The sequence below is a fragment of the Pseudomonadota bacterium genome (assembly GCA_037200975.1).
Classification (GTDB): domain Bacteria; phylum Pseudomonadota; class Gammaproteobacteria; order Steroidobacterales; family Steroidobacteraceae; genus CADEED01.
This window is the reverse complement of the sequence record JBBCGI010000001.1, coordinates 512,850-532,863: the sequence shown is the minus strand read 5'-3', so window position 1 is coordinate 532,863 and position 20,014 is coordinate 512,850. Positions and strand designations below refer to the sequence as shown.

23 protein-coding genes and 1 pseudogene are annotated in these 20,014 nt (G+C 59.3%); 15 read left to right on the top strand and 9 right to left on the bottom strand.

What is annotated here, in order from left to right; all coding sequences use genetic code 11:
- Positions 1–44: 44 nt before the first annotated feature.
- Positions 45–770 (top strand): response regulator, encoded by a 726-nt coding sequence (locus WDO72_02425; protein MEJ0084514.1) that lies wholly within the window; start codon positions 45–47, stop codon positions 768–770.
- A 50-nt stretch (positions 771–820) separates the two neighbouring features.
- Here WDO72_02425 and WDO72_02420 read toward each other — a convergent pair whose 3' ends face one another.
- Entirely contained in the window at positions 821–1,570 is a 750-nt protein-coding gene (locus tag WDO72_02420; GenBank protein MEJ0084513.1) for an SDR family NAD(P)-dependent oxidoreductase, read from the bottom strand.
- 176 nt (positions 1,571–1,746) lie between these two features.
- Here WDO72_02420 and WDO72_02415 point away from each other — a divergent pair, with 176 nt between their 5' ends.
- Positions 1,747–2,007: a DUF5062 family protein gene (locus tag WDO72_02415; protein MEJ0084512.1), complete on the top strand. Its 261-nt coding sequence runs from the start codon at positions 1,747–1,749 to the stop codon at positions 2,005–2,007.
- An 11-nt stretch (positions 2,008–2,018) separates the two neighbouring features.
- Positions 2,019–3,173 (top strand): class I SAM-dependent methyltransferase, encoded by a 1,155-nt coding sequence (locus WDO72_02410; protein MEJ0084511.1) that lies wholly within the window; start codon positions 2,019–2,021, stop codon positions 3,171–3,173.
- Positions 3,174–3,184: 11 nt separating this feature from the next.
- Here WDO72_02410 and WDO72_02405 read toward each other — a convergent pair.
- Both WDO72_02405 and WDO72_02400 read right to left on the bottom strand, forming a co-directional pair.
- A pseudogene (locus WDO72_02405) lies at positions 3,185–3,907 on the bottom strand (pseudouridine synthase).
- 126 nt (positions 3,908–4,033) lie between these two features.
- Positions 4,034–5,125 (bottom strand): zinc-binding dehydrogenase, encoded by a 1,092-nt coding sequence (locus WDO72_02400; protein ID MEJ0084510.1) that lies wholly within the window; start codon positions 5,123–5,125, stop codon positions 4,034–4,036.
- A gap of 25 nt (positions 5,126–5,150) precedes the next feature.
- On the opposite strand from WDO72_02400, the gene WDO72_02395 reads away from it, so the two are divergent.
- Positions 5,151–5,474 carry a hypothetical protein gene (locus WDO72_02395; protein MEJ0084509.1) on the top strand — a complete coding sequence of 108 codons (324 nt, stop codon included), beginning with the start codon at positions 5,151–5,153 and terminating at the stop codon, positions 5,472–5,474.
- On the opposite strand, the gene purU is transcribed toward WDO72_02395, so the two are convergent.
- A complete protein-coding gene (purU, locus tag WDO72_02390) occupies positions 5,467–6,333 on the bottom strand; it encodes a formyltetrahydrofolate deformylase (protein MEJ0084508.1) in 867 nt (288 codons plus the stop codon). The two genes, WDO72_02395 and purU, sit on opposite strands and share 8 nt — an antisense overlap.
- Here purU and WDO72_02385 point away from each other — a divergent pair.
- The 5 genes from WDO72_02385 to WDO72_02365 all read left to right on the top strand — a co-directional run bounded on the left by WDO72_02385 (position 6,230) and on the right by WDO72_02365 (position 9,325).
- The gene (locus tag WDO72_02385; protein ID MEJ0084507.1) at positions 6,230–6,733 is read left to right on the top strand and encodes a nucleotidyl transferase AbiEii/AbiGii toxin family protein; all 504 of its coding nucleotides are present in this window, start codon (positions 6,230–6,232) and stop codon (positions 6,731–6,733) included. The two genes, purU and WDO72_02385, sit on opposite strands and share 104 nt — an antisense overlap.
- The gene (locus tag WDO72_02380; GenBank protein ID MEJ0084506.1) at positions 6,712–6,981 is read left to right on the top strand and encodes a hypothetical protein; all 270 of its coding nucleotides are present in this window, start codon (positions 6,712–6,714) and stop codon (positions 6,979–6,981) included. The genes WDO72_02385 and WDO72_02380 overlap by 22 nt, the downstream gene beginning before the upstream one ends.
- Before the next feature lie 111 nt (positions 6,982–7,092).
- A complete protein-coding gene (locus WDO72_02375; protein ID MEJ0084505.1) occupies positions 7,093–7,302 on the top strand; it encodes an acyl-protein synthetase in 210 nt (69 codons plus the stop codon).
- 25 nt (positions 7,303–7,327) lie between these two features.
- Positions 7,328–7,633: a hypothetical protein gene (locus tag WDO72_02370; protein MEJ0084504.1), complete on the top strand. Its 306-nt coding sequence runs from the start codon at positions 7,328–7,330 to the stop codon at positions 7,631–7,633.
- 243 nt (positions 7,634–7,876) lie between these two features.
- Complete coding sequence (locus tag WDO72_02365) at positions 7,877–9,325, top strand: Fic family protein (GenBank protein MEJ0084503.1); 1,449 nt, start codon at positions 7,877–7,879, stop codon at positions 9,323–9,325.
- A 59-nt stretch (positions 9,326–9,384) separates the two neighbouring features.
- Here the strand turns inward: WDO72_02365 and WDO72_02360 are convergent, their stop codons facing one another.
- Entirely contained in the window at positions 9,385–9,615 is a 231-nt protein-coding gene (locus WDO72_02360; GenBank protein MEJ0084502.1) for an AbrB/MazE/SpoVT family DNA-binding domain-containing protein, read from the bottom strand.
- 225 nt (positions 9,616–9,840) lie between these two features.
- On the opposite strand from WDO72_02360, the gene WDO72_02355 reads away from it, so the two are divergent.
- Entirely contained in the window at positions 9,841–9,984 is a 144-nt protein-coding gene (locus tag WDO72_02355; protein ID MEJ0084501.1) for a type IV toxin-antitoxin system AbiEi family antitoxin domain-containing protein, read from the top strand.
- A gap of 24 nt (positions 9,985–10,008) precedes the next feature.
- On the opposite strand, the gene WDO72_02350 is transcribed toward WDO72_02355, so the two are convergent.
- The 3 genes from WDO72_02350 to WDO72_02340 form a co-directional block, all read right to left on the bottom strand.
- Entirely contained in the window at positions 10,009–10,800 is a 792-nt protein-coding gene (locus WDO72_02350; protein MEJ0084500.1) for a nucleotide-binding protein, read from the bottom strand.
- Positions 10,801–10,845: 45 nt separating this feature from the next.
- The gene (locus WDO72_02345; GenBank protein ID MEJ0084499.1) at positions 10,846–11,304 is read right to left on the bottom strand and encodes a hypothetical protein; all 459 of its coding nucleotides are present in this window, start codon (positions 11,302–11,304) and stop codon (positions 10,846–10,848) included.
- A gap of 92 nt (positions 11,305–11,396) precedes the next feature.
- Positions 11,397–11,981, bottom strand: a complete 585-nt coding sequence (locus WDO72_02340) for a hypothetical protein (GenBank protein MEJ0084498.1) — start codon at positions 11,979–11,981, stop codon at positions 11,397–11,399.
- A 288-nt stretch (positions 11,982–12,269) separates the two neighbouring features.
- On the opposite strand from WDO72_02340, the gene WDO72_02335 reads away from it, so the two are divergent.
- The 5 genes from WDO72_02335 to WDO72_02315 all read left to right on the top strand — a co-directional run bounded on the left by WDO72_02335 (position 12,270) and on the right by WDO72_02315 (position 17,887).
- A complete protein-coding gene (locus tag WDO72_02335) occupies positions 12,270–13,325 on the top strand; it encodes an IS110 family transposase (GenBank protein MEJ0084497.1) in 1,056 nt (351 codons plus the stop codon).
- Positions 13,326–13,683: 358 nt separating this feature from the next.
- Positions 13,684–14,235, top strand: a complete 552-nt coding sequence (locus WDO72_02330) for a hypothetical protein (protein MEJ0084496.1) — start codon at positions 13,684–13,686, stop codon at positions 14,233–14,235.
- Positions 14,216–15,214: a relaxase/mobilization nuclease domain-containing protein gene (locus WDO72_02325; protein ID MEJ0084495.1), complete on the top strand. Its 999-nt coding sequence runs from the start codon at positions 14,216–14,218 to the stop codon at positions 15,212–15,214. Before WDO72_02330 ends, WDO72_02325 begins: the two co-directional genes overlap by 20 nt.
- 7 nt (positions 15,215–15,221) lie before the next feature.
- The gene (locus WDO72_02320; protein MEJ0084494.1) at positions 15,222–17,183 is read left to right on the top strand and encodes an AAA family ATPase; all 1,962 of its coding nucleotides are present in this window, start codon (positions 15,222–15,224) and stop codon (positions 17,181–17,183) included.
- Positions 17,180–17,887: a hypothetical protein gene (locus WDO72_02315; GenBank protein ID MEJ0084493.1), complete on the top strand. Its 708-nt coding sequence runs from the start codon at positions 17,180–17,182 to the stop codon at positions 17,885–17,887. Before WDO72_02320 ends, WDO72_02315 begins: the two co-directional genes overlap by 4 nt.
- 17 nt (positions 17,888–17,904) lie before the next feature.
- On the opposite strand, the gene WDO72_02310 is transcribed toward WDO72_02315, so the two are convergent.
- Positions 17,905–19,689 (bottom strand): DUF262 domain-containing protein, encoded by a 1,785-nt coding sequence (locus WDO72_02310; GenBank protein MEJ0084492.1) that lies wholly within the window; start codon positions 19,687–19,689, stop codon positions 17,905–17,907.
- Positions 19,690–20,014: the final 325 nt, after the last annotated feature.

The window sequence follows — 20,014 nt, the reverse complement described above, 5'->3', positions numbered from 1 at the left end:
CGTCCATCGCGAGCTGGCTCGCATGGACCACGAGGCACGCTGTGATGGAAATCATCGATCGAAGTCACCAGACCGTGTTCATCGTCAGTGGCGACGAGGTGGTGCGGTCCGGTCTCGAACAAGTGCTTTACGCACAGGGCATATACGCCATTACGTTCGAGACGGCCGCCGCCTATCTACAGTATCCGGAACGGGATGCGCCCGGCTGCGTCATTCTGGACGTCGTGTTGCCCGATATGTGCGGGCTCGATCTGCAGCTGCAGCTCGCGGGCGCATGCCCACCGGTCCTGTTCGTGACCCAGCAGGCGGACGTCGTGTATTCCGTTCGCGCGCTCAAGGCCGGCGCGCTGGACTTCCTGACGACTCCCCTGCAGCCGCACACCATGCTGCGTGCAGTCAGGGCTGCGCTCGATCTGGACAGGATCATGCGGGTCGAGCGAGCGCGGGAGATCGAATTGCGCCAGCGACTCGCGACACTCACGCATCGCGAGCGGCAGGTGCTGCCGCTGGTCGCCGGCGGGAGTCTCAACAAACAGTCGGCGGCCGAGCTGGGTGTCACCGAGATCACGATCCAGGTTCATCGCCGGCGAATCATGCAGAAGATGCAGGCTGCGTCTTTCGCGGACCTGGTGCGCATGGCGTATTTTCTTGGAATTCCGGCGCTGGGCGTTTCGCGCCCGGCACGCTCGTCGTCGCGGATCGGCGGCGATTGCAAGGTGGTGACCTTCCGCGAGACGCGCAGGTTCGTCGAATTGCCGGGGACTAACTAGCGATCGAGCCCCGTCGAATTACGTAGCCTTGAACCAAAGCTTGCGGCCCCTCAGAGCTTGAACATGCCGCCGTCGACCACGAGCGTCTGGCCGGTCATGAAACCTGCGTCATCGCTGGTCAGGAAAAGGATGGGGCCGACGATGTCATCCGCCTGCGCGATTCTCTTGATGGCCTGAAGGCCGGCCACCGCTTCGAGCTCCGCGCGCGGACGGGACCTCTGCCCCGGGGTGTCCGTGAGCGCCGGGCAGACGGCATTCACGGTGACGCCGAGCGGCGCTACGTCGTTTGCGAGGCCGCGCGTCAGGCCGATCGCTCCCATCTTGCTCGCCATGTAGTGGCTGAGCCCGGTCGCCGCAATGGCAATGGAGTTGGACGACACATTGACGATACGTCCCCAGCCATTGCGTTGCATCAACGGCACCAACGCCTTCGCGCCAAGGAACTGCGAGTCGAGATTCACGCGCAGCACCCGGGACCACAATTCGTAGGTCAGCTTGTCGAATTCGGCGAACGGATAGATGCCGGCGTTGTTGACCAGGATGTCGGCGCGGCCAAAACGCTCGATCGTCATCGCCGCGATGCGCTCCCAGTCTTCCGGTAGTGAGACGTCGGCGTTCACGCACAGGCTTTCGGCTCCCGACGCCGACAGTTTCGATGCGGTTTCGGTCGCCGCCTCGAGGTCGACGAGTACCAGCTTCGCGCCGCGCTCGCCCAGCTGGCGAGAGATCGCTTGTCCGATTCCGCGTGCCGCGCCGGTGACGACTGCGACTCGATTTGCATGGGTGTTGATGCTTGACATGGCAATGCTTCCAAACCGTGTTGAAGCGTTCACGCTCCGGGAGCTTGAAATGCTCGCGCAGAATTGCGCGTGGCGTGTTTCATGGGAGCCCGCCACGATTTCAGTTGGAATGCCGCGGTTCATTGCGCGGGATTGCAGGTCACTTCGCGTTAGACTGGCATGAGGAGTGAGAAGCGATGAAGAAATTGAAACACGAGGCCGAGCTGTTCAAGGCGGGGTTGCTCGCGGCCATGAAATACGCGCAAGAACGCGGCGCCGTTGAATTCGAGCCGACGGATTCCGCCAGCCAGAAGCTGCTCTACGTGTACCGGCTGCTGGTGCACGACAAGCTGATCCAGCCGCTGCCCGAGGATCAAGTTGCCGAGAACACCATGCGGCACAAGCTGGCCATTTGGTATTCGAAGCAGCTCCCGGAAGATCACCCATTGTTGAAGTGATCGACGCTTCCATGGACTCTCTGCCGATCATTCGCTGGCTCGAAGACGGCAAAGCCTTCGAGGCGCGGTGGCGTTCCCATAGCGGGGCGCTGCCCGCTACGCACGTCGTTGTTGCCGACGGGAAAATGACCGCGGACGAGGCGTATGGCCTCGCCTGCCAGGGGACCGCGCTGCTCTGGCGCGGGGATTTTCAAGAGGCTCGCCAGATGTTGACTGCGTTGGGGAATCGCGCGGATCGTCGCAAACGCGGAGCGAGAACGTCAGCCGCCGCTTCGAGCGCAAGCTCCGCCGACGTTTTCCATCTCTACCGGCAAGCCAGGTCGCAACGGGCCCGCACGCTCAACGCGTTGTTAGTTCCGCTCGACGCTGACTACTCGATCCCATTGCGAAGGGCGCCCGATATCCGGCCAGCCTGCGCGGAAGCCTACGGTCCCGCGGAAACCGCCTCAGTCACATCGCTGCGAGCCTTGCTCGGCGTGATCGGTGCGCACGAGTGGCGCACGAAAGGCATCGAGATTCCAGAAGCCGGCGGCCGGATTCATCCGCACTTCGGCGTGTTTGCGCCGATCCGCCGCGAGTACGTGGACCTGGTCAGCACCACGCCGCTGCCCGCTGCGTGCGCTTCGGCACGCGTCGCTTTCGATATCGGCACGGGCACCGGAGTGCTCGCGGCGGTATTGGCACGGCGTGGCATCGAACGCGTGGTCGCGACCGATCTCGATCCACGCGCGTTGCTTTGTGCGCGTGAGAACATTCGACAGCTCGGGCTCAGCGAACGCATCGATGTCGTGCAGGCGGACCTTTTTCCCGAGGGTCGCGCGGCGCTCGTGGTCTGCAATCCGCCGTGGATTCCCGCGCGGCCGAGTTCGCCCATGGAAAACGGAATCTACGATCCCGAAAGCCGGATGCTGCGCGGATTCTTGCGGGCGCTGCCCGGGCATCTCGCGCCGGGAGGTGAAGGATGGTTGATCCTTTCCGACCTGGCGGAGCATCTGGGCCTGAGGACGCGCGCGCAGTTGTTAGGCGAGTTCGAGACGGCGGATTTGCGCGTGCTGGGCCGGAACGATGTGCCGCCGCGACATCCGCGAGCGGCTGACAAAACGGATCCGCTGCATATCGCACGCGCGGCTGAAATCACCTCGCTCTGGCGGCTGGCGGCACGCTGAGAGCAAGGTAGTTAGAATTTCTCGTCGGGACGCAGGTACCGCCACTTGCCTACCGGCAATCCTCCCAACGGGACGTTGCCGCTGCGCACGCGCTTCAGTCCGGTCACGAAAAGACCCACGAGTTCGCACATGCGGCGGATCTGGCGCTTGCGCCCCTGGCGCAGCACGAAACGCAGCTGGTGTTCGTTCTGCCACGACACTTGCGCCGGCCTCAGCTTCACGCCATCGAGCGTCAGGCCGTGCTGCAGGCGCTTCATGCCGTCGGCGGTGAGGTTGCCTTCGACCCGCACGAGGTATTCCTTCTCGACCGAGGAATCCTCGCCAATCAGCTGCTTCGCGACGCGCCCATCCTGGGTGAGCACCAGCAGCCCGGTGGAGTCGATGTCGAGCCGGCCGGCGGGGGCGAGCGAGCGCAGATGCGCCTGCTGAAACTGGATGGGCGAGGGATCCGCCGCCCAGCGATTCTCCGGGCGGACCAGCACGATGGCAGGTTCGTAACCGTCTTCTGCCTGGCCGGAGACATAGCCCACCGGCTTGTGCAACAGGATGGTGACCTGTCCGCTCTGGTGTTCGCGTGCGGCGGGATCGATCTCGATCGTTGCGTTGGGTGATACGCGGACGCCGAGTGTATTTACGACCTGGCCGTCCACTTTCACCCAGCCACTCTCGATCCAGCGGTCTGCCTCGCGCCGTGAGCACAGGCCGAGTTCGCCCATGCGCTTGGAAAGGCGTGGATGTCCTGGGTTTTCTGCAGATGCGGGAGCTCGTATCAACTTGGTATCACTAGTACCAAAATTTCGTTGAGCCGAACAGATTCCGAATCAACCGATGCCGCCGGTGGTGGCACCGGCGGCGGGCGGTTACGGCACGATCACGGCCTTGAGCGGTTCCCCGCGCGCGACGGTATCCAGCGCGGCCTGAGCCTGCTCGAGCGTGAAACGGTGGGTGACCATCTCAGCGAGCGGGAACCGCCGATGAGCCAGCTGCACCACCTGGATCGTGTCGTAGATGTGCCGCGGCTTGGTGAGGTTCGAGCCGATCACGCGGACATTGCGGTTGTTGAGATAACGTGGCTCGACGGGCGTGGTGCCGGGTGCGGACCACAGGCCGATGATCACATAGGTCCCATCGCGGGCCACGAGTCGCAGGCCTTCGCTGAACGCCGGGATCCTGCCGGCGGCTTCGATGACGACGTCGGCGCCGCGACCGTCCGTGATCTCCATCACCGTGGCTGCCCGCTCTTCCTGCGAGGTGTTCATCACGTCGACCGTCGCCGTGGCTCCGAGTCTCTTCGCCATCTCGAGCCGGTTGAGTGGTGCGCCGAGAACCGTGACGGTTGCGGCACCGGCGAGATGCGCGAGCAGCGTGGCGGCAAGGCCGACGGGGCCGGAGCCTTGCACGACGACGTGCTGACCGTAGCGGATGCCGCCCAGCCGCTCGATGGCGTGCAGCACCGTGGGCATGGCGCAACCGAACGCGATCAGTGCGTCGGGCGGGACGTCTGGCGGGACCTTGAAAAAAGCCGTGTGGTCCGGCAGCCAGACGTACTGGGCGTAGGTGCCGAACGGCGGCTTATCCGCGTGCTGGTGCAGTTGGTGGGTCACCAGGTTGGGACATTGTGAGACGTCGCCGAGAACGGTACAGGCGTAACAGCGGTGGCACGGTCGTAACGGCTGCCAGTAGACGAGGTCGCCCACCTTGACGGGCTGGCCCGCGTTGTCGGTCGTGACATCGGAGGCGAGTTCCTCGATGCGGCCGATAGCCTCGTGCCCCAAGACCATCGGATTGGGGAGTGTGATGTCGCCGGACGCGAGGTGATGGTCGGTGCCGCAGACGCCGGACATCAGGACGGACACGATGACCTCACCGCTGGCTGCCGGCGGAGTGGGACGATCCCAGATCTCCAGGGGCGAACCGGGTTTCACGAGCACGGCGCGTTTGACGTTACGCATGTTGTCTTCCTGTTGGGGATGGTGCTTGCGTCATGCCCAGTCCGCCGCCTGGGATCTGCGGATTGAGCAGGGGCAGATCGATCGCCTCGTTGCCGAAGATCTCGAGCATCTACCTACCGCTGTTCGCCGCCATGACACGGGTGAAAGTTCGCCGCTGCGACCGTGGTACGCAATTATGGGAAACGATATCGTGAGCGGTGGAGAGCCCCGCCTGCCCACTGGGCAAACCCTGGACCGAATCGACGATCACGAAAAAGATGCGCGGGATGATTTACAAGGGCAGGCGCAGCTGCTGTGCGTGCCCATGATGGATGCGGCCAACAGGAAGGATCGCGCGCTCGTCAACTGAGAATCACGCTGCGCTGACCGTCGAGCAGGATGCGGCGCTCCGCGTGCCAGCGCACCGCGCGCGCCAGCACGATCGCTTCGAGATCGCGCCCGATCTCCTGAAATCGCTCGGCGGTATGTTCGTGCCCGACGCGCTCGACGTCCTGCTCGATGATCGGTCCTTCATCGAGGTCGGGCGTCACGTAGTGGGCGGTGGCTCCGATGATCTTCACGCCGCGCTCGTACGCCTGGTGGTATGGACGCGCGCCCTTGAAGCTCGGCAGAAATGAATGATGAATGTTGATGCAGCGGCCGGTCATCGCGCGGCACAGGTCGCTCGACAGGATCTGCATGTACCGCGCCAGCACCAGCAGGTCTGCCTGGTAGCGCGAGAAGAGTTCCAGCATCGCGGCTTCCTGTTGCGGGCGCGTCTCTGGCGTGACGGGCAGATGGTGGAAGGGAATCTGATGCCATTCGACCAGGCCGCGCAGGTCGGCATGGTTGGAGACGACTCCCACGACATCGACGGGCAGCACGCCCGAGCGCCACCTATACAGAAGGTCCTGCAGGCAGTGGTCGAGCTTCGAGACCGCGATCAACACGCGCACACGCCGCGCGGTGTCTTCGATCTGCCAGGTCATGTCGTAGAGGTTCGCGAGTTTCGCGAACTCCGCGCGAAACTGATCGAGGTCCACGAATTTCGGGCCCACTGCCGCGAACACCGCGCGCATGTAGAAGCGCTGCGTGAGGCGGTCATCGAACTGCTTGGCTTCGACGATGGATGCGTCGTGGTCGGACAGAAATCCGGCGACGGCCGCCACGATGCCCTTGCGGTCGGGGCAGACGAGCAGCAACGAGAATGTGGTCTCAACGGTGGGCATTCGGGCACTCCAGAAGGTGGTGCCGCAGTCTAGTCGAAGGCGCGAACTGCCCGCACGCGTGCGGCATCCGCCCGTCGCGGTTCCAGGCCCTCGACTGATCGAGTACCCGGTTTTCCTGGGCGGCGACGCCATCTCGCTGCTCGCCTATCCAATCGAGTCCTCAATCGCAGAGAAATTCCAGGCCATGGTCGCGCTCGGCAACGCCAACAGCCGGATGAAGGATTTTTACGATGTCTGGATTTGCTCGAAACATCTCGACTTCGATGCGGATGCACTTCTCAAAGCAATCGACGCGACGTCCAAGAATCGGGAGACCGCGATTCCGCCCGAAGATGTCGAGGCGCTCACGACGGCTTTCGCAAAAGGGCATCGCGCCCAATGGAACGCCTTCGTCAGATAGGCGAGGGCGACCTCATCGATGCGTTCGGCAGCGTCGTTGATGACGTGAAGATCTTTGCGATGCCAGCGCTGGGCTCACTTGCCAGCGGCGAGAGGCTTAAGATGCAGTGGAAGGCGGGGCGGGGTGGCGGTGTGAAGGGTGATCGCGATGAAGAAACTACTACTCGAGATGCCGGCAACAACAGGCGTATGAAGCTGAATCGCCGGATCTCCGTGGCCCCGATGATGGATTGGACGGACGGTCTTTAAATCGTTTTGAGCATCAATAGTTTGGCGTGGTCGGAGAAGGCTTGTCTCCTTTACGTCTCCTCAAGCGCGACGTTTGCCCGGATATCCGTTGCCGAGTAGGCTGCCAGCACGATGACCGCCGCAGAAATTCAGCAGATTTCGTGGGAAGCCATTGGTCGCGAAGGCGAGCGCTACAAATCGCCCGCTTGGCATCAAGACGCGCTGATCGAAACTCAGCAGAGAGCCGAGGCCGGATCGGAAGTGCCCATCGACTGGGCGACTGCCAAGCGCAAACTGTGCAAGAAAGATGATGAGCGACGTGAGAGTTTTACCCGGTCATAGGCTCATTGCCTCGAGAAAACCCCGGATGCTCACACCATCCGAGATCGAATTATTGCGGCAGGACTTGAAGGCAGCGCTCAAGGCCCTCGGGCAAGATGAAATTGACGACGCGCACACGCTGATCCGAGAGCAAGGCTTTCGCAGCGAAGACTTCGAAATTCTTGAGAAAGCTGACCCGTCGCCACCGTTCCCGAGTGCCGCCATCGGTATCATTGTGGTGATGCGCAGAAGTAATCGAGCCTCCAGGTCCTATGCCGCTGGCCGCGGTTTAAAGTGGCTCGAACAGCTCGGCGCTGATCTGAAGCTGGGCGTGATTGGAAGTCAGAAATAGACACCCATCGGTGAGTCGCTGCCGCAGGATCACCCGCTGCTGAACTGATCCCAAGCGTTCGTTGGGTTCCGGGCCGGATGCTCGGCCAACCGGGCTAATGCGCATATATAAGTGCCTGCCGAGTGAGCGATCTGGCGACATTCCCACTGAATTGCGCGTAAATACGTCGTTCTGGCCTCTAGTTATGCGTAGAATTGCGACATTGTTGGGTCGGCTGGGCCCAGTTACGCGGAGATTAGCGACATGCCGCTCGTAACGGCCGGGGACGACAAGACGGAGGCGAGGCGACTTCAGCGGCTGGCCAAGCAGGGCCGGCTGCGCCGAATCTACGTCGGCATCTATACCGACGATCTCGCGCAGCCCCTGGAAACGGTCGTCCGCCGCGAGCTGCTCCCGCTCTGCGCGCTCATCGCTCCGGGTGCCATCTTGTCGCATCGCTCGGCACTGGAAAGCAGCCGGACAACCGCAGCCGGAAATGTATTCCTCACCGGACCGCAACGCCGGGACTTCAAACTACCCGGCGTCACGCTGCGGTTGGCACAGGGCGTTGGGCCCCTGGAGTCGGACATCCGCGTTCCCACGCTGAGTGGCGACGTTTACATCGCGAGTCAGGCGCGCGCACTGCTCGAGAACCTGGGTGAAAGTCGCGGCGATGCGGCAGAGCGGCGCACGTTGGGGCCTAAGGGTGTCGAGGCCTGGCTTGATCGATTCATCAGTCGCGATCTCGGCGATGGCATCAACAAGCTGCGAGATGCCGCGCGAGTCGTTGCCGAACCGCTTGGGCTTCAAAAAGAATTCGCACGACTGGATACCATCATCGGCACGCTGCTCGGTACACGCATGTCGCGCATGCACGCACCCGCGGCTATGGCGCGGGCGGCTGGCAGACCGTATGACGACGCGCGCGTGGCGCTCTTTCAGACGCTGGCCGAAGAACTGCAACGGGATCCATTGCAGGTTCCCGATGTGGATCCGAAAGCGGACAGCAACCTGCAAGCCTTTGTCGAAACCTATTTCTCCAACTACATCGAGGGGACCGAGTTCGAGCTGGAAGTGGCACACGACATCGTGGTGAATGGACGGCCGCTGCAATATCGCGAAGACGATTCGCACGACATTCTCGGTACCTACCAGGCGATTCTGAAGTCGAAGTCTGATCCTTCCGTACCGCAGGACTTCGTCGCCTTCGTCACGCAACTTCGGGAGTGGAACGCGCGTGTCATCGAATCGCGGCACGGGAAGAATCCGGGCGAGTTCAAGACGCAGGTCAATCGCGCCGGCAACACAGTGTTCGTGGCGCCCGAGCTCGTGCTCGGTACGCTCGGCAAAGGCTACGAAGTCATCATGAGCGCGGTGACTCCGGCGAATCGCGCCGCGCTGGCAGCATTTGTGGTGGCTGAAGTGCATCCCTTTGCGGATGGCAATGGCCGTACGGCGCGTCTTGCAATGAATCTTTTTCTGACCGGGGCTGGGCTGACGCGCATCATCATTCCGACCGTCTATCGCGACGATTACATTTCGGCGTTGAAGGCCATGTCCACCACCGCGCATCCCGTTCCGCTGGTCCGAATGCTCGCGCGTGCGGCGCTGTTCAGTCGCTGGATAGACTTCAGTTCGCAGTCGGCGGCGTTTGCCACGTTAAAGCAGTCGAAGGCGCTTGAGCGGCCCGAGGTGGCTAGGCTGGTGTTTTGATGAAGCGGTGGATTGCGCCGAGCGCTAGCGCGACAACCTATCAAGGGGCACAGCCAATCTCATCGGGCATTGGCCGCGTCCCGGTCAAAACGAAACCCTTCGGGTAGGGGCGTCTTGAGGGCGCGCAGGCGTTGCAATGCTCGCGCCCTGCGGGAATCGCGTCTGACCTCAAATTGTCGTGTTCCGAACGCGACGATCTCGATTTCGTCGCCGGCCTTCAGCTTCAATGCTTTGACGACCGCATTGGGAAGCCGGACGGCCAGGCTGTTTCCCCATTTTCTAACGTGCATGAATCACCTGTGGATGTGCATTCTCATCGTCGGTTATGGCCAAGTTGGCCAGACGCCCATTTCGGCGGCGGCTGATTGCTGGAATTGTGAGCGTGGGTTGGGCATGCACAAAACTTAAGTTTTATTGAAGTTTTGTGGAAGCGATGGCGTCGCTTTGGGGGCTTGCCTCGCCGTGTGGGTAATAAACCTGCCACTTAATGACAACTGGTGCGAGTATTACCCACCATGAAGACCCGGAACCACGACACCGCGCTGAAGGCCTTTCGCGACAAGGGCGGCACGCTGCGCACCCGCGATCTCATAGCGCTCGGAGTGCACACCGAAGCCCTATACACGCTGCGTGACAGCGGTCGAATCGCTTCCGGATGATCAGTGCTCCGCGTGCGCCACGGACTAAAGTTTGTAGATAGCCTTTAGTTCTCTTTGAAGCACGTGGAATCCGGCCTCGATGTTTCCCTTCGGAAACGGCACGTACGCCACTCCTGATAGGTTCGTGGGGATATTGACACCTTCTTCGTGAAGCAGCACCACAGCACCTCGGCCGTACGTTCCTTGAAAGAAGCCAATTTCGTGCATGACATTCTCACGAACACGAGCCTCTTCCGGCTTCGCGATGTCGTCGCCCGTCATCACAATAGCGGCGCTGTCACATCGCCCGGAATTGTCGATGAGCTTCTCAATGATTGTGCGACCCATGTTCGGCTCCTGTGCCAACTCTAGAGTTGCCAGGCAGACGTCTTTCTCAATGAACGCCTGCACAGCGCGCCAATCGTTGGAGCGACCATGCGATATGAATACTCTTCGTGGCGACGCGGCCTTAGGCGGGGCCAATTCACTGTTGGCACGTATCTCAAAGATCTGATCTACGTCACGAACAAGCCGTTCGAGTTGCGCTCTTGAGAAGTGCATTGGTGCTATGGCGCCCGCTGGCAAAGCGACCATCTCTGTTCTTGGCTCAACATCAAGATCTTGGAAATCCGAGTAGAGATCGGGGAGGAACTTCTTGAGAATCTCCAATTGAGCTTGCGCCTGAGAGAAGTAATGCTTTACTTGGTCCGGAGGAAAGTTGGCCCTCGTCTTTATCTCTCCGGCACCACGATTGCGGCTGACATTCTCGCTCGTTACGTCCACCAGGGCGTTCCGAATGCCAGAGAGCTTTGCCATTGCGTTGGAAACTTCCGCCATCGTTGACAATCCTTGGCCGCCTAGCGGCTACGTTCCAGCAGTTTGTTAGGCAACATCCCGTTCGTGCAGACGTGCATCAATTTCCAGCGGAGCATCGTTGTACCCAACTGTCGCGATTTGTTGCAGATAGACTGGCAGAAAGTTTGCTATTGAGCCCGCTACTTCGTACTGGTGCACGTGTCGGCATTCGTGCGAGACCAATCGATTCGAGCCCTGACCAGCAACAACATAGATGCCATAGCCGAGGGTCAACCCGGCCATGTGTGGGCCGATTAAATCTGTCTGTTCCGCCGCGAACTTAAGCTGAGGGTCATCCGGCAATGGAAGGCACGGGACCTCCAAGATTCGAATCAGATCGGGCCGCACAACCCCGACTCCACTGGCGAGGCGAATGCCGTAGTCGTTTAGAGGGCTACCTGCCGCGCGAATCTCACTCGAGCGCGCCTCCGCCCAGGTGATGGCGCTCGGCAGAATCTGCGGAAGTATGGCAGCGAGGTTGAACATGTTGCCTAACAGTTGAGCGGAGTGCCGCGACCGCAGCGGTTTGAACTGGGCACTTTATCTTTCACGCATGCACTCCAGCGAGGTGTGAGAGGTCATGACGCCAGATAGTGGAGGAACAGTCCGTGCACGATCGCTGAAATCAAGACGCCACTGCCACAGAGCCCGGTGATGAGCGTGATCCAGAAGGCCCATGCCCAGATCTTAAACATCCGAATGTCGATAGCTTGACGAGTCTTTTCAAAGTCCAGAAGTCTCTGTAGGAAGTGATCGGGGTCCGCGACGATTGCATACAGGCCCCGCAACTGCTGAGAAACATAGTAGGACTTGTAGACCTCGAACAGGATGAAGGAAAGCAGAGAAAGGATGACAAGCAGCGCTGTCCACAGCTCCGTCGTCGGCGTCAGGCGGTCGTGCATAAACGCCCAAGTGGCAAAATAGCCGACGTAACCCGCTCCCAGGACAACGTTGTTGTATGCCGCCGCGCTGTTGTACGAAAACGCCAGAATTGCTTTCTGCGCGTCGAGTACTGATTCGATGGTCGGCGGAGTCATCATGACCTCTAACCACGAGTGGACCGCAGAGACGCGGCGTTGCAAAGGAGAGATGGCGCGGCATAGCGCCGGTGGTAGCGCGATCCCGAGTGTTTCCACTTCACCATGGGCTGCCAAATACGTCAACGCGACTCCTAACTCATGCCACTAAGCTAGCCGCGCTGCGATCCTTTTTTCGAGCGTAGTAAGGGGCCCAGACGAATTCTATGGATGTCAGGTCTCGCACCGAGGGCGTAGAAGTTTGCACGAGCGAAATCGATGGATAGAGCAGCGTGGGGTTCGTGACGTGAGGTTTCGTACGAATATTCCTCGAAACGATGGCATGAGTTTTTTGCAGGGGCGTCTGCAGGGTAGCGAAGGCTGCCGTTCTGGCGGACGCTGAGGGTTTGGAACCTGCAACGAAGGAGCATTGCCATGGGCGATTTATCGGTAGCGATTGATCTGGCGAAGAACGTCTTCGAACTGGCGGTGGCAGACGAGAGCGGCGCGATCGTTGAGCGCCGGCGATTGACGCGAACGCAGTTCATCCGCTTTTTCGAGAACAAGAAGTTTAAGCGAGTGGTGATGGAGGCCTGCGGATCGGCCCACCACTGGGGGCGATGGTTTGCGGCCAGCGGATTCGAGGTGTCGCTGTTGCCGCCTCACTACGTACGCGCGTATGTGCGACGGAACAAGACCGACCGGGCCGATGTGACCGCGATCCTCGAGGCCTCGAAGGCGACGGACATCATCCCGGTGCGAGTAAAGTCCGTGGAGCAGCAGGCGCTGCAGAGTCTGCATCGGGTGCGCTCTGCGTGGCAGACCACCCGCACCGCCAGGATCAACACCCTTCGGGGCCTTTGTCGGGAGTTCGGCGTGAACGCACCTCTCGGCGCCAAGCGTGGCATAGCCGAGCTCGCGCAGCAGGTGGCAGATCCCGACTCTGCTGTTCCGAACTTGCTGCGCCGCGCGCTCGGTGAGTTGGTGGCGGAGATCCGCAGCATCGATGAGCACATACAAGCCATCGAGGCGGAGCTTGCGGAGATTGCGCGGCAGTCCGAGGTCTGTGAGCGGCTGCGCAAGATTCCCGGTATCGGGCTGATTGCTTCTACGGCGATCGTGGGCGCAGTCGGAGATATCGGCAGCTTTCGCAATGGCCGGCGGTTCGCCAGTTGGTTGGGACTGACGCCGCGGGAACATTCCTCCGGCAACATCCGACGCCTGGGCTCGATCACAAAGCGCGGCGACAAGTATCTGCGGACGCTGCTGGTGCACGGCTGCAGAGCCGTGATCTTTTCGGCCAACGCATCCAAACGGGCAGGCAGGCCCTTGGACGCGTTCCGCCAGTGGGCGAGTGACATACGCGCCCGGTGCGGGCACAACAAAGCGGTCATCGCCGTGGCTAACAAGGTCGCGCGGATCATCTGGGCGAGTTGGTATCGTCAAAGGGATTTCGAGTTCCGGGCACCAGGCGCGGCCGTGGCCGCGTAGTCCAGGGACGTCCAAGATCATGAGGGTGCGACGAGAGTGATCATCGTCATGGCACAACCGGTCGGACCGGCGTGGTGGCAAGCCGATATCCTGCGTGGCCCATCTGTGGCCATTGAAACGATTGGCTCACCGCGCGCGGATTCCATGGTGGCCCGGGAAGCGTTCTTCCCAACTCAGAGGCCGGATATACGACTGCACCCGACCCGTTGGCGTTGGACTGCGATCGCCTCCGTCACCCCTCATATTCCGAAAGACTTCCGATCCGGGACGACTCCGGATGAAAATAGTTAGGTATCAGGGCAAAAAACTCATATACGCAGGATAGGCTTTCAGCCGCTGCTGTCACACGATGTTGCTCATGGCAGCCGAAGCATTCATTCAGTGTCGTGTGTCTCAGGCGACGAAGGCGGCGCTCCGAGCGGCCGCCGAACGGCAGCAGCTCACGGAGTCCGCGCTGCTCAAGCGCATGCTCGAACTTGTTCTGCATACCGCCGGTGCGGCAGAGGTGGGCGAGGTCGTCGTCGCTTATCGACCGGCACGCCAGGCGCGCCTTTACGTCCGACTCACGGTGGGCGACCGCCGGCTGCTGCAGGCGCGTTCTGCCGCTCGCTGCCTGGCACCGGCGACCTATGCCTCCACCTTGCTCCGCGCCCATCTGCGCGCCCTGACGCCATTGCCAGAGGCGGAGCTGCGCTCAATCCGGCAGTCGACCCGCGAGCTCGCTGCCATCGGCCGGAACCTCAACCAGATCGCACTAGCTACGCGTCGGGGCGATTCGGGCGCAGGGGTTACCCGCGAGATGCTGTGGAATTTCCTCAAAGCCTGTGAGGCGCTCCGAGTTCACGTTCGCTCGTACATCAGCACCAACCTCTCGAGCTGGAGTTCCGGCGATGCCACGTCGCAACTTTAGACTCCCTGGCGACGGTGGGTTCCTGGACATCGTGAGCCATGGGCGTGGGGTTGCCGCGGAGCGGCAGCTGCTGCTGCCCGCTCAGATCGAGCAGATCGCGCGCACCGTTCGGCACACCCCGGAAGTGATGGTCAAGATTTCCGGCGGCGGCCAGAGCGCCAAGGCGGTCGCCGCTCATTTTAAATATCTCAGTCGTCAGGAGTTCGAAATCGAAACCGACGACGGTGAGCACCTCAAGGGGAAGGAGCCTGAAAAGGCGTTGATCGAAGATTGGGACGTGGACCTCGACGCCGCGGAATCACGATCCCCTTATCGCGGCGTACCGGGACGCAAGCCGGTCAAGCTGGTGCACAACATCGTGTTGTCGATGCCGGCTGGTACGCCGGCGGCAGGCGTGCTCGAAGCGAGCCGCGCGTTTGCCCGGGAACAATTCGCACTAAAGCACCGGTACGCCCTGGTGCTGCACACCGACCAGCCCCATCCGCACGTCCACCTGGTCGTGAAGGCGATGAGTGAGCAGGGGAGGCGGATGAACATTCGCAAGGAGAACTTGCGGGAGTGGCGGCGCCAGTTCGCGAGCCACCTCCGGGCGCAAGGCATCGCGGCGAACGCGACGGAGCGAGCAATTCGGGGCGTCACCAAACCCCAGAAGCACGACGGCATCTACCGGGCGATCCGCGACGGCCGATCTACTCACATGCGGGGGCGCGTCGAGTCGGTCGTCGCCGCGTTGCGTTCAGGCGTTCAGGGCGAGTTAGGCAAGACCCAGATTCTGGACACCCGCCGAAGCGTGGTTCGGGGCTGGCTTGGCGTTCGAGAAGCGCTCCGCGCTGACGGCAGGGAAGGGCTTGCGAACGAAGTCGAGCGCTTTATTAGGGGCATGCCGACGCCGCAGACGGAGCACGAGTGGCTGGCGCAGGCTGTGCAGGAACGCGCACGGGATGCTCGTCGGCAGATGCAACTAACTGTCGAGCGGTGAGCTGCGAATGAACCAGTTGCCGCTCTTCGATGGCCGAGGAGCAACAATCCGCGCAGCCAATATCCGCGCTGTCTATGTACCGAATCGTGAAAGATGGCAGACTGCTGTCATCCGCTTTGCAATCCAACGTGACAATGGGACCGCTGCACGCGGCCGCCGTGTTTGGGGAGGGATGGTGAGCAACAAGGAAAAGATGCCGTTGTTGGGATTTGGCCTCGCGGGCTACCGCTCGTTCGGTCCGGAGCTTCAGGTAATCGGCCCACTAAGCAAGATCAATTTGCTTGCGGGTCCAAACAACAGCGGCAAATCAAACGTACTGACTTTCGTCGCCGAACAGCTGGTCAGCGCGTGCGAGAAGCTGCACCAATATCAAAATCATTCTGTGGCAAAGCTTGACGTGCCGATTGGCGACGGTGGAGCGCCTTTACAGTTAGCCCTGCCGGTTCCAAATGACGAAGCTTCAATCTCTTTACTTGCCGAGGGTATTGGAAGCGGTCGACCGTCGCACGAGATTCATCGGCTCAAACAAATTCTTACCTCTCTGCTCAACGCAACTCCGCTAAGACCGGCCAGAAGATTTGCTTGGATTCCGGTGGTGACTGCCAACAACGATAAACGCGGCTTGGGATTTCCGGATGAGCTACTACGCAGACTTTGCAGGACGACAGATGCCGTCGGAAACACTGACTATGGCATGGACATCGAGTCATGGAAGATCTTGCACAAGGCTTTGACGGGCACAGCAGGCACAGAACTAAAGCACGTTGTTCCCGAGTCACTGCAGAAACTCGTGGTGAAGGTGATTCCTGCAGTTACGGTAAGGAGCGTTCCAGCGTATCGGCAAATGACAGCAGATGTGCAGGCCGCGCCTGATCCGAACGGCAAAGGATTGATTCGCGAACTCCAGAAACTGGCTCATCCGGTTTTTGAGCGAGCTGCTGATCAAGAGAAGTTTCGCAGGATCGTCAACTTTCTCCGCGCGGTTCTGCAGAGACCAGATGCGGAAATTGAGATTCCGCATGAACCCACCACCATTCACGTTCGAATAGGCGGGCGGCTCTTGCCTTTGACGAACCTTGGGACGGGCATCCACCAAGTAGTGATGATCGCCGCAAACGCGACGCTCAATGACGAAATACTGATCTGTCTCGAAGAGCCGGAGATGAACCTGCATCCGACTTTGCAGAAGCATCTCATCCGCTACCTATCCGACCACACGACGAACCAGTATCTGATCTCGACCCACTCCGCACATTTACTGGATACGCCGAACGCAACGATCTTCAAAGTGAGCAACCCGGATGGGTGGACTCGCGCCCAACTCGTTAAGACAGCCGACGATCACTTAGATGTTTGCTCGACCCTCGGTTATCACGCGTCAGATCTATTGCAGGCGAATGCGGTGATCTGGGTCGAAGGGCCATCGGATCGCCTTTACCTGGCTCATTGGATTAAGCAAATGGATCCAGATCTTGTCGAAGGCCTGCATTTCTCGATCATGTTCTACGGCGGTCGACTACTCAGTCACCTAACTGCGGATGAGTCTGACGCGAACGAATTCATCGACTTGCGAAAACTTAATCGCCACCTGGCGGTGGTAATCGACAGCGACAAGGAAAGAGCCTCGAGCGCAATAAATGCGACGAAACAAAGGGTAGTTGAAGAACTGTCGAAGGGGAGCGGGATCGCATGGGTGACGGATTGCCGCATGATTGAAAGCTACATTCCACCGGAAGTGTTGAATGCGGCGACTCGAACAGTCCACGGCAAGGCAAAACACAGCTGGGACGGCAACAAATGGTCGCACCCGTTCGACGGGATCGAGAAGCCGGACAAGGTGGCGATAGCGCGTGCAATTGTTGGGGGAGGGCCGGCAGTTCCCGATAGGCACGATCTGCAGATAAGGATTGATGAAATTGTGAAAATGATTCGGGACGCGAATCCGCGCGTTACCGAATTGAAGTCATGACTGTGGAAGATCCATGGACCGAGACTTGGACTGTCAACTGGTTTGCCGCGTTGCTCGCCGATGCCGTCAGTTTTGACCAGCAAGCACAAGCTGCAGCTCCCGTAGATTTTCCAACCGTAAACCGCTTTGCTCGCGCTGCAATTACTAGCGCTGTTCTTGCTGTCGAGGCAGCTGCAAACAGTTGCATGGCACGAATGGAGTATCCGGCCATTGTGGTAAAACAGTTAGATAAGCTATCGACAATCGACAAGTACGATGCGCTGTATGCGTCGCGCTTTGCGAAGAATATCGATCGGGGAAGTGCGCCCTTTCAGGTAGTCGCAGAACTGTTCGGATTTCGGAATCGGTATGTTCATCCGAAGCTCGCGAAGATTGCGGTGCGGATCTCGATCGACGACAAAGGCAGCAAGAGATATGAAAAGGATGCTGAGCAGCAAAAGAAGGCAACGCATCTCGGAATTCCCTTCGACTTCGCAACGTGGACAGGGGAGCATTCGCGCGTTGCCGTCAAAGAAACGATCTTGTTCTTCAATCACTTCTTTAGTGATCTTTGCGGTCTAGACAAACAGGAGTGCACTGCACTGCTTTCGCTGTTTGCGAAAGGGGCAGCCGGAACCGCCAATCTACTTGCTGTCCATGAGACGACAATTCTGCGCGGCGCTGAACAGACGTACGGAGTTGAGATTAAATTTCTGTCGTTGTAGCGCAGCGACAAGTCCGCTCAGGTTCCTAGATCCCGCGCTAGCAACTCTCGTTCCGTTCGCGTGACGCCAACTATCAAGTCTGAAATCTTCTTCGCACGATCTTCGAGAAAGATCTCGTAGATGTCGTCATACGTTCCGCCTATTAGGTCTTTTGGAATGAAATGCGCCTCAAGCGCTGTCGCCAGCTTGGGATTCTTTACTTGAAGTTCCGCCAGATATTTCGATGGCGGCTTATTGCTGATTCGAATGTTCTGTAGCTTAGGAATCAATGTTCGATTCACAACGCAGTCAGTCATTCGAACAGAGTCCGCATCCTTCTTTTCGAGGACCTTCAATAGGTAGTCGCGGGGAAAGATATGGTGATCCTCGAGCGAGCTTTCAGGGGACAGGCGATCGCCACCTTGCCAGTTGATCAGACCACCGGAAATGAAATGAACCAGATTGTGGATGCCTTTGTATGCGGCATCATATTGCTTGCTCACTCCGTAAAGGTCGTCAGGTGTAACAATGAGTGGGTGCATTTTCCCCAACCAAGGGCTTACTTCGGAGAAGTCTCCCCGACCAACGCGCTCGAGGTTCTGAGCGTCTTCCAGTACTAGAGTTTGCGCCGCGCTTGAGTAGCGACGAGCGAAAGCGGCAAACCAATACCAAGTTTGTACGATACGCCGTTGCAATGCGTTCATTTCCGCAAAGTCATTTCCGGGCAGTTGCCGCAAGAAAATCATCAGAGGGATGAGCATGTTCTCGTACGGTACCCAATCCTTGTGAATAAGGAGCCTATTCTGGAATAGATAGTCGTAGGCCTTCTTATAGGCCGTGGTAATGATTGGCCAATGCTCTGTAAAGTGGACGTGGGTTAGATTTCCCAGGATGAATCCCCGTCCGGTGTCTTTCCCGCCGCTGACTATGAAGCTAATTGCGCGCACAACTGCCTCGCGATTCAACGAAAGTTGCGGAGCTTCGTCTTCAAACTCCTCGACCTTGTTGCGGAGATTGAAACCAACGTAGAGCTTTGCCGCCAGGATGTCGATGAAATTGAGTTGAATTCCTTTACTGTTGGACCGCTCGAAGAAAAGCGCAAACTTCTCCTCATCAGTATCTAGTAGGTAGTAGGCAATCAGTTTTTCTTGCCTAAACATGTTCTCGAGATTCTTCATTTGCGTTAGGTACGCGTTGAAGGAATCCGACTCTTGCGCCTTGTCGTCAGATTCAAATTTGAGTGAAGTGGAATCCCGGAATGGCTTGACCTTATCTCGCTCGCGCGGCATTTCGCCGCGCAACGTCGCGTAGACATCAGATAGCTTTATGCAGACGTGCTCAGCCATTGGGGCGCCCGTAACAGCCTTCGTGACTTGCTCGAGCGTTCGTTTGCCTGTCGGAATTGTACGAACAGCTTCGGGAAGTTCTTCGTCGGGGAAGAGAATGATGAATATGGGATCTATTCCCTTAAGCGAGCGATAAATGGAGGTCGCACGCTGCTGCCCATCGAGAAGCAAGCGGAAGCCGGTTGTTTTGACCAGTTTTTCAATCTGCGAGCGTGTGAAGCTCGTCAACTTGAGTTTGGTCCGGCTCCCCTTTCCTGCGCGCGGTCGGCTGTCGAGTTCTCGAACGGTGATCTCGAAGCTTGGGATTCCGTAAATCAGTGACCCAACAAAGATGTCTTTGATGAAGGAGTCAAAGAGATCAAATGTCTTTTCGATCTCCCAGACGAAGTCTCGCTGAAACTCGGGCAGAACCACGCTTTGCTTGTCTATGTCCTCCACCAGCTGCGCGAGGGATTCTGTTTTTTGCCCGGTGTCCATGCTTTTCCCCGAGATCAGTATTTGATTCTGCGGCAATCGCCGGATGCGATGCCGCGCTATTCTCTCCGCTAGTGGTTTGTGAGCGCAAATCGGTTGAGGGGGAGTCTTGAATAGTTTGAATTTGCTAACTCATCGGAGCGGGATTGGAAGGATACCTGCCAGCGTTGGCTAGACAGTTAGGAATCTGGCCGAGTTTGCGGCGAAAAAGGCGCGAAACCTCACCTTCAAGTCTTTCGAATGCGCGTGCAGAGTGGGGTGCATAGCTGGAACTCCGCAGGTCACCGTCGTGAACAGCACATACTTCGGGTTGTTAGCCGAATTCGGT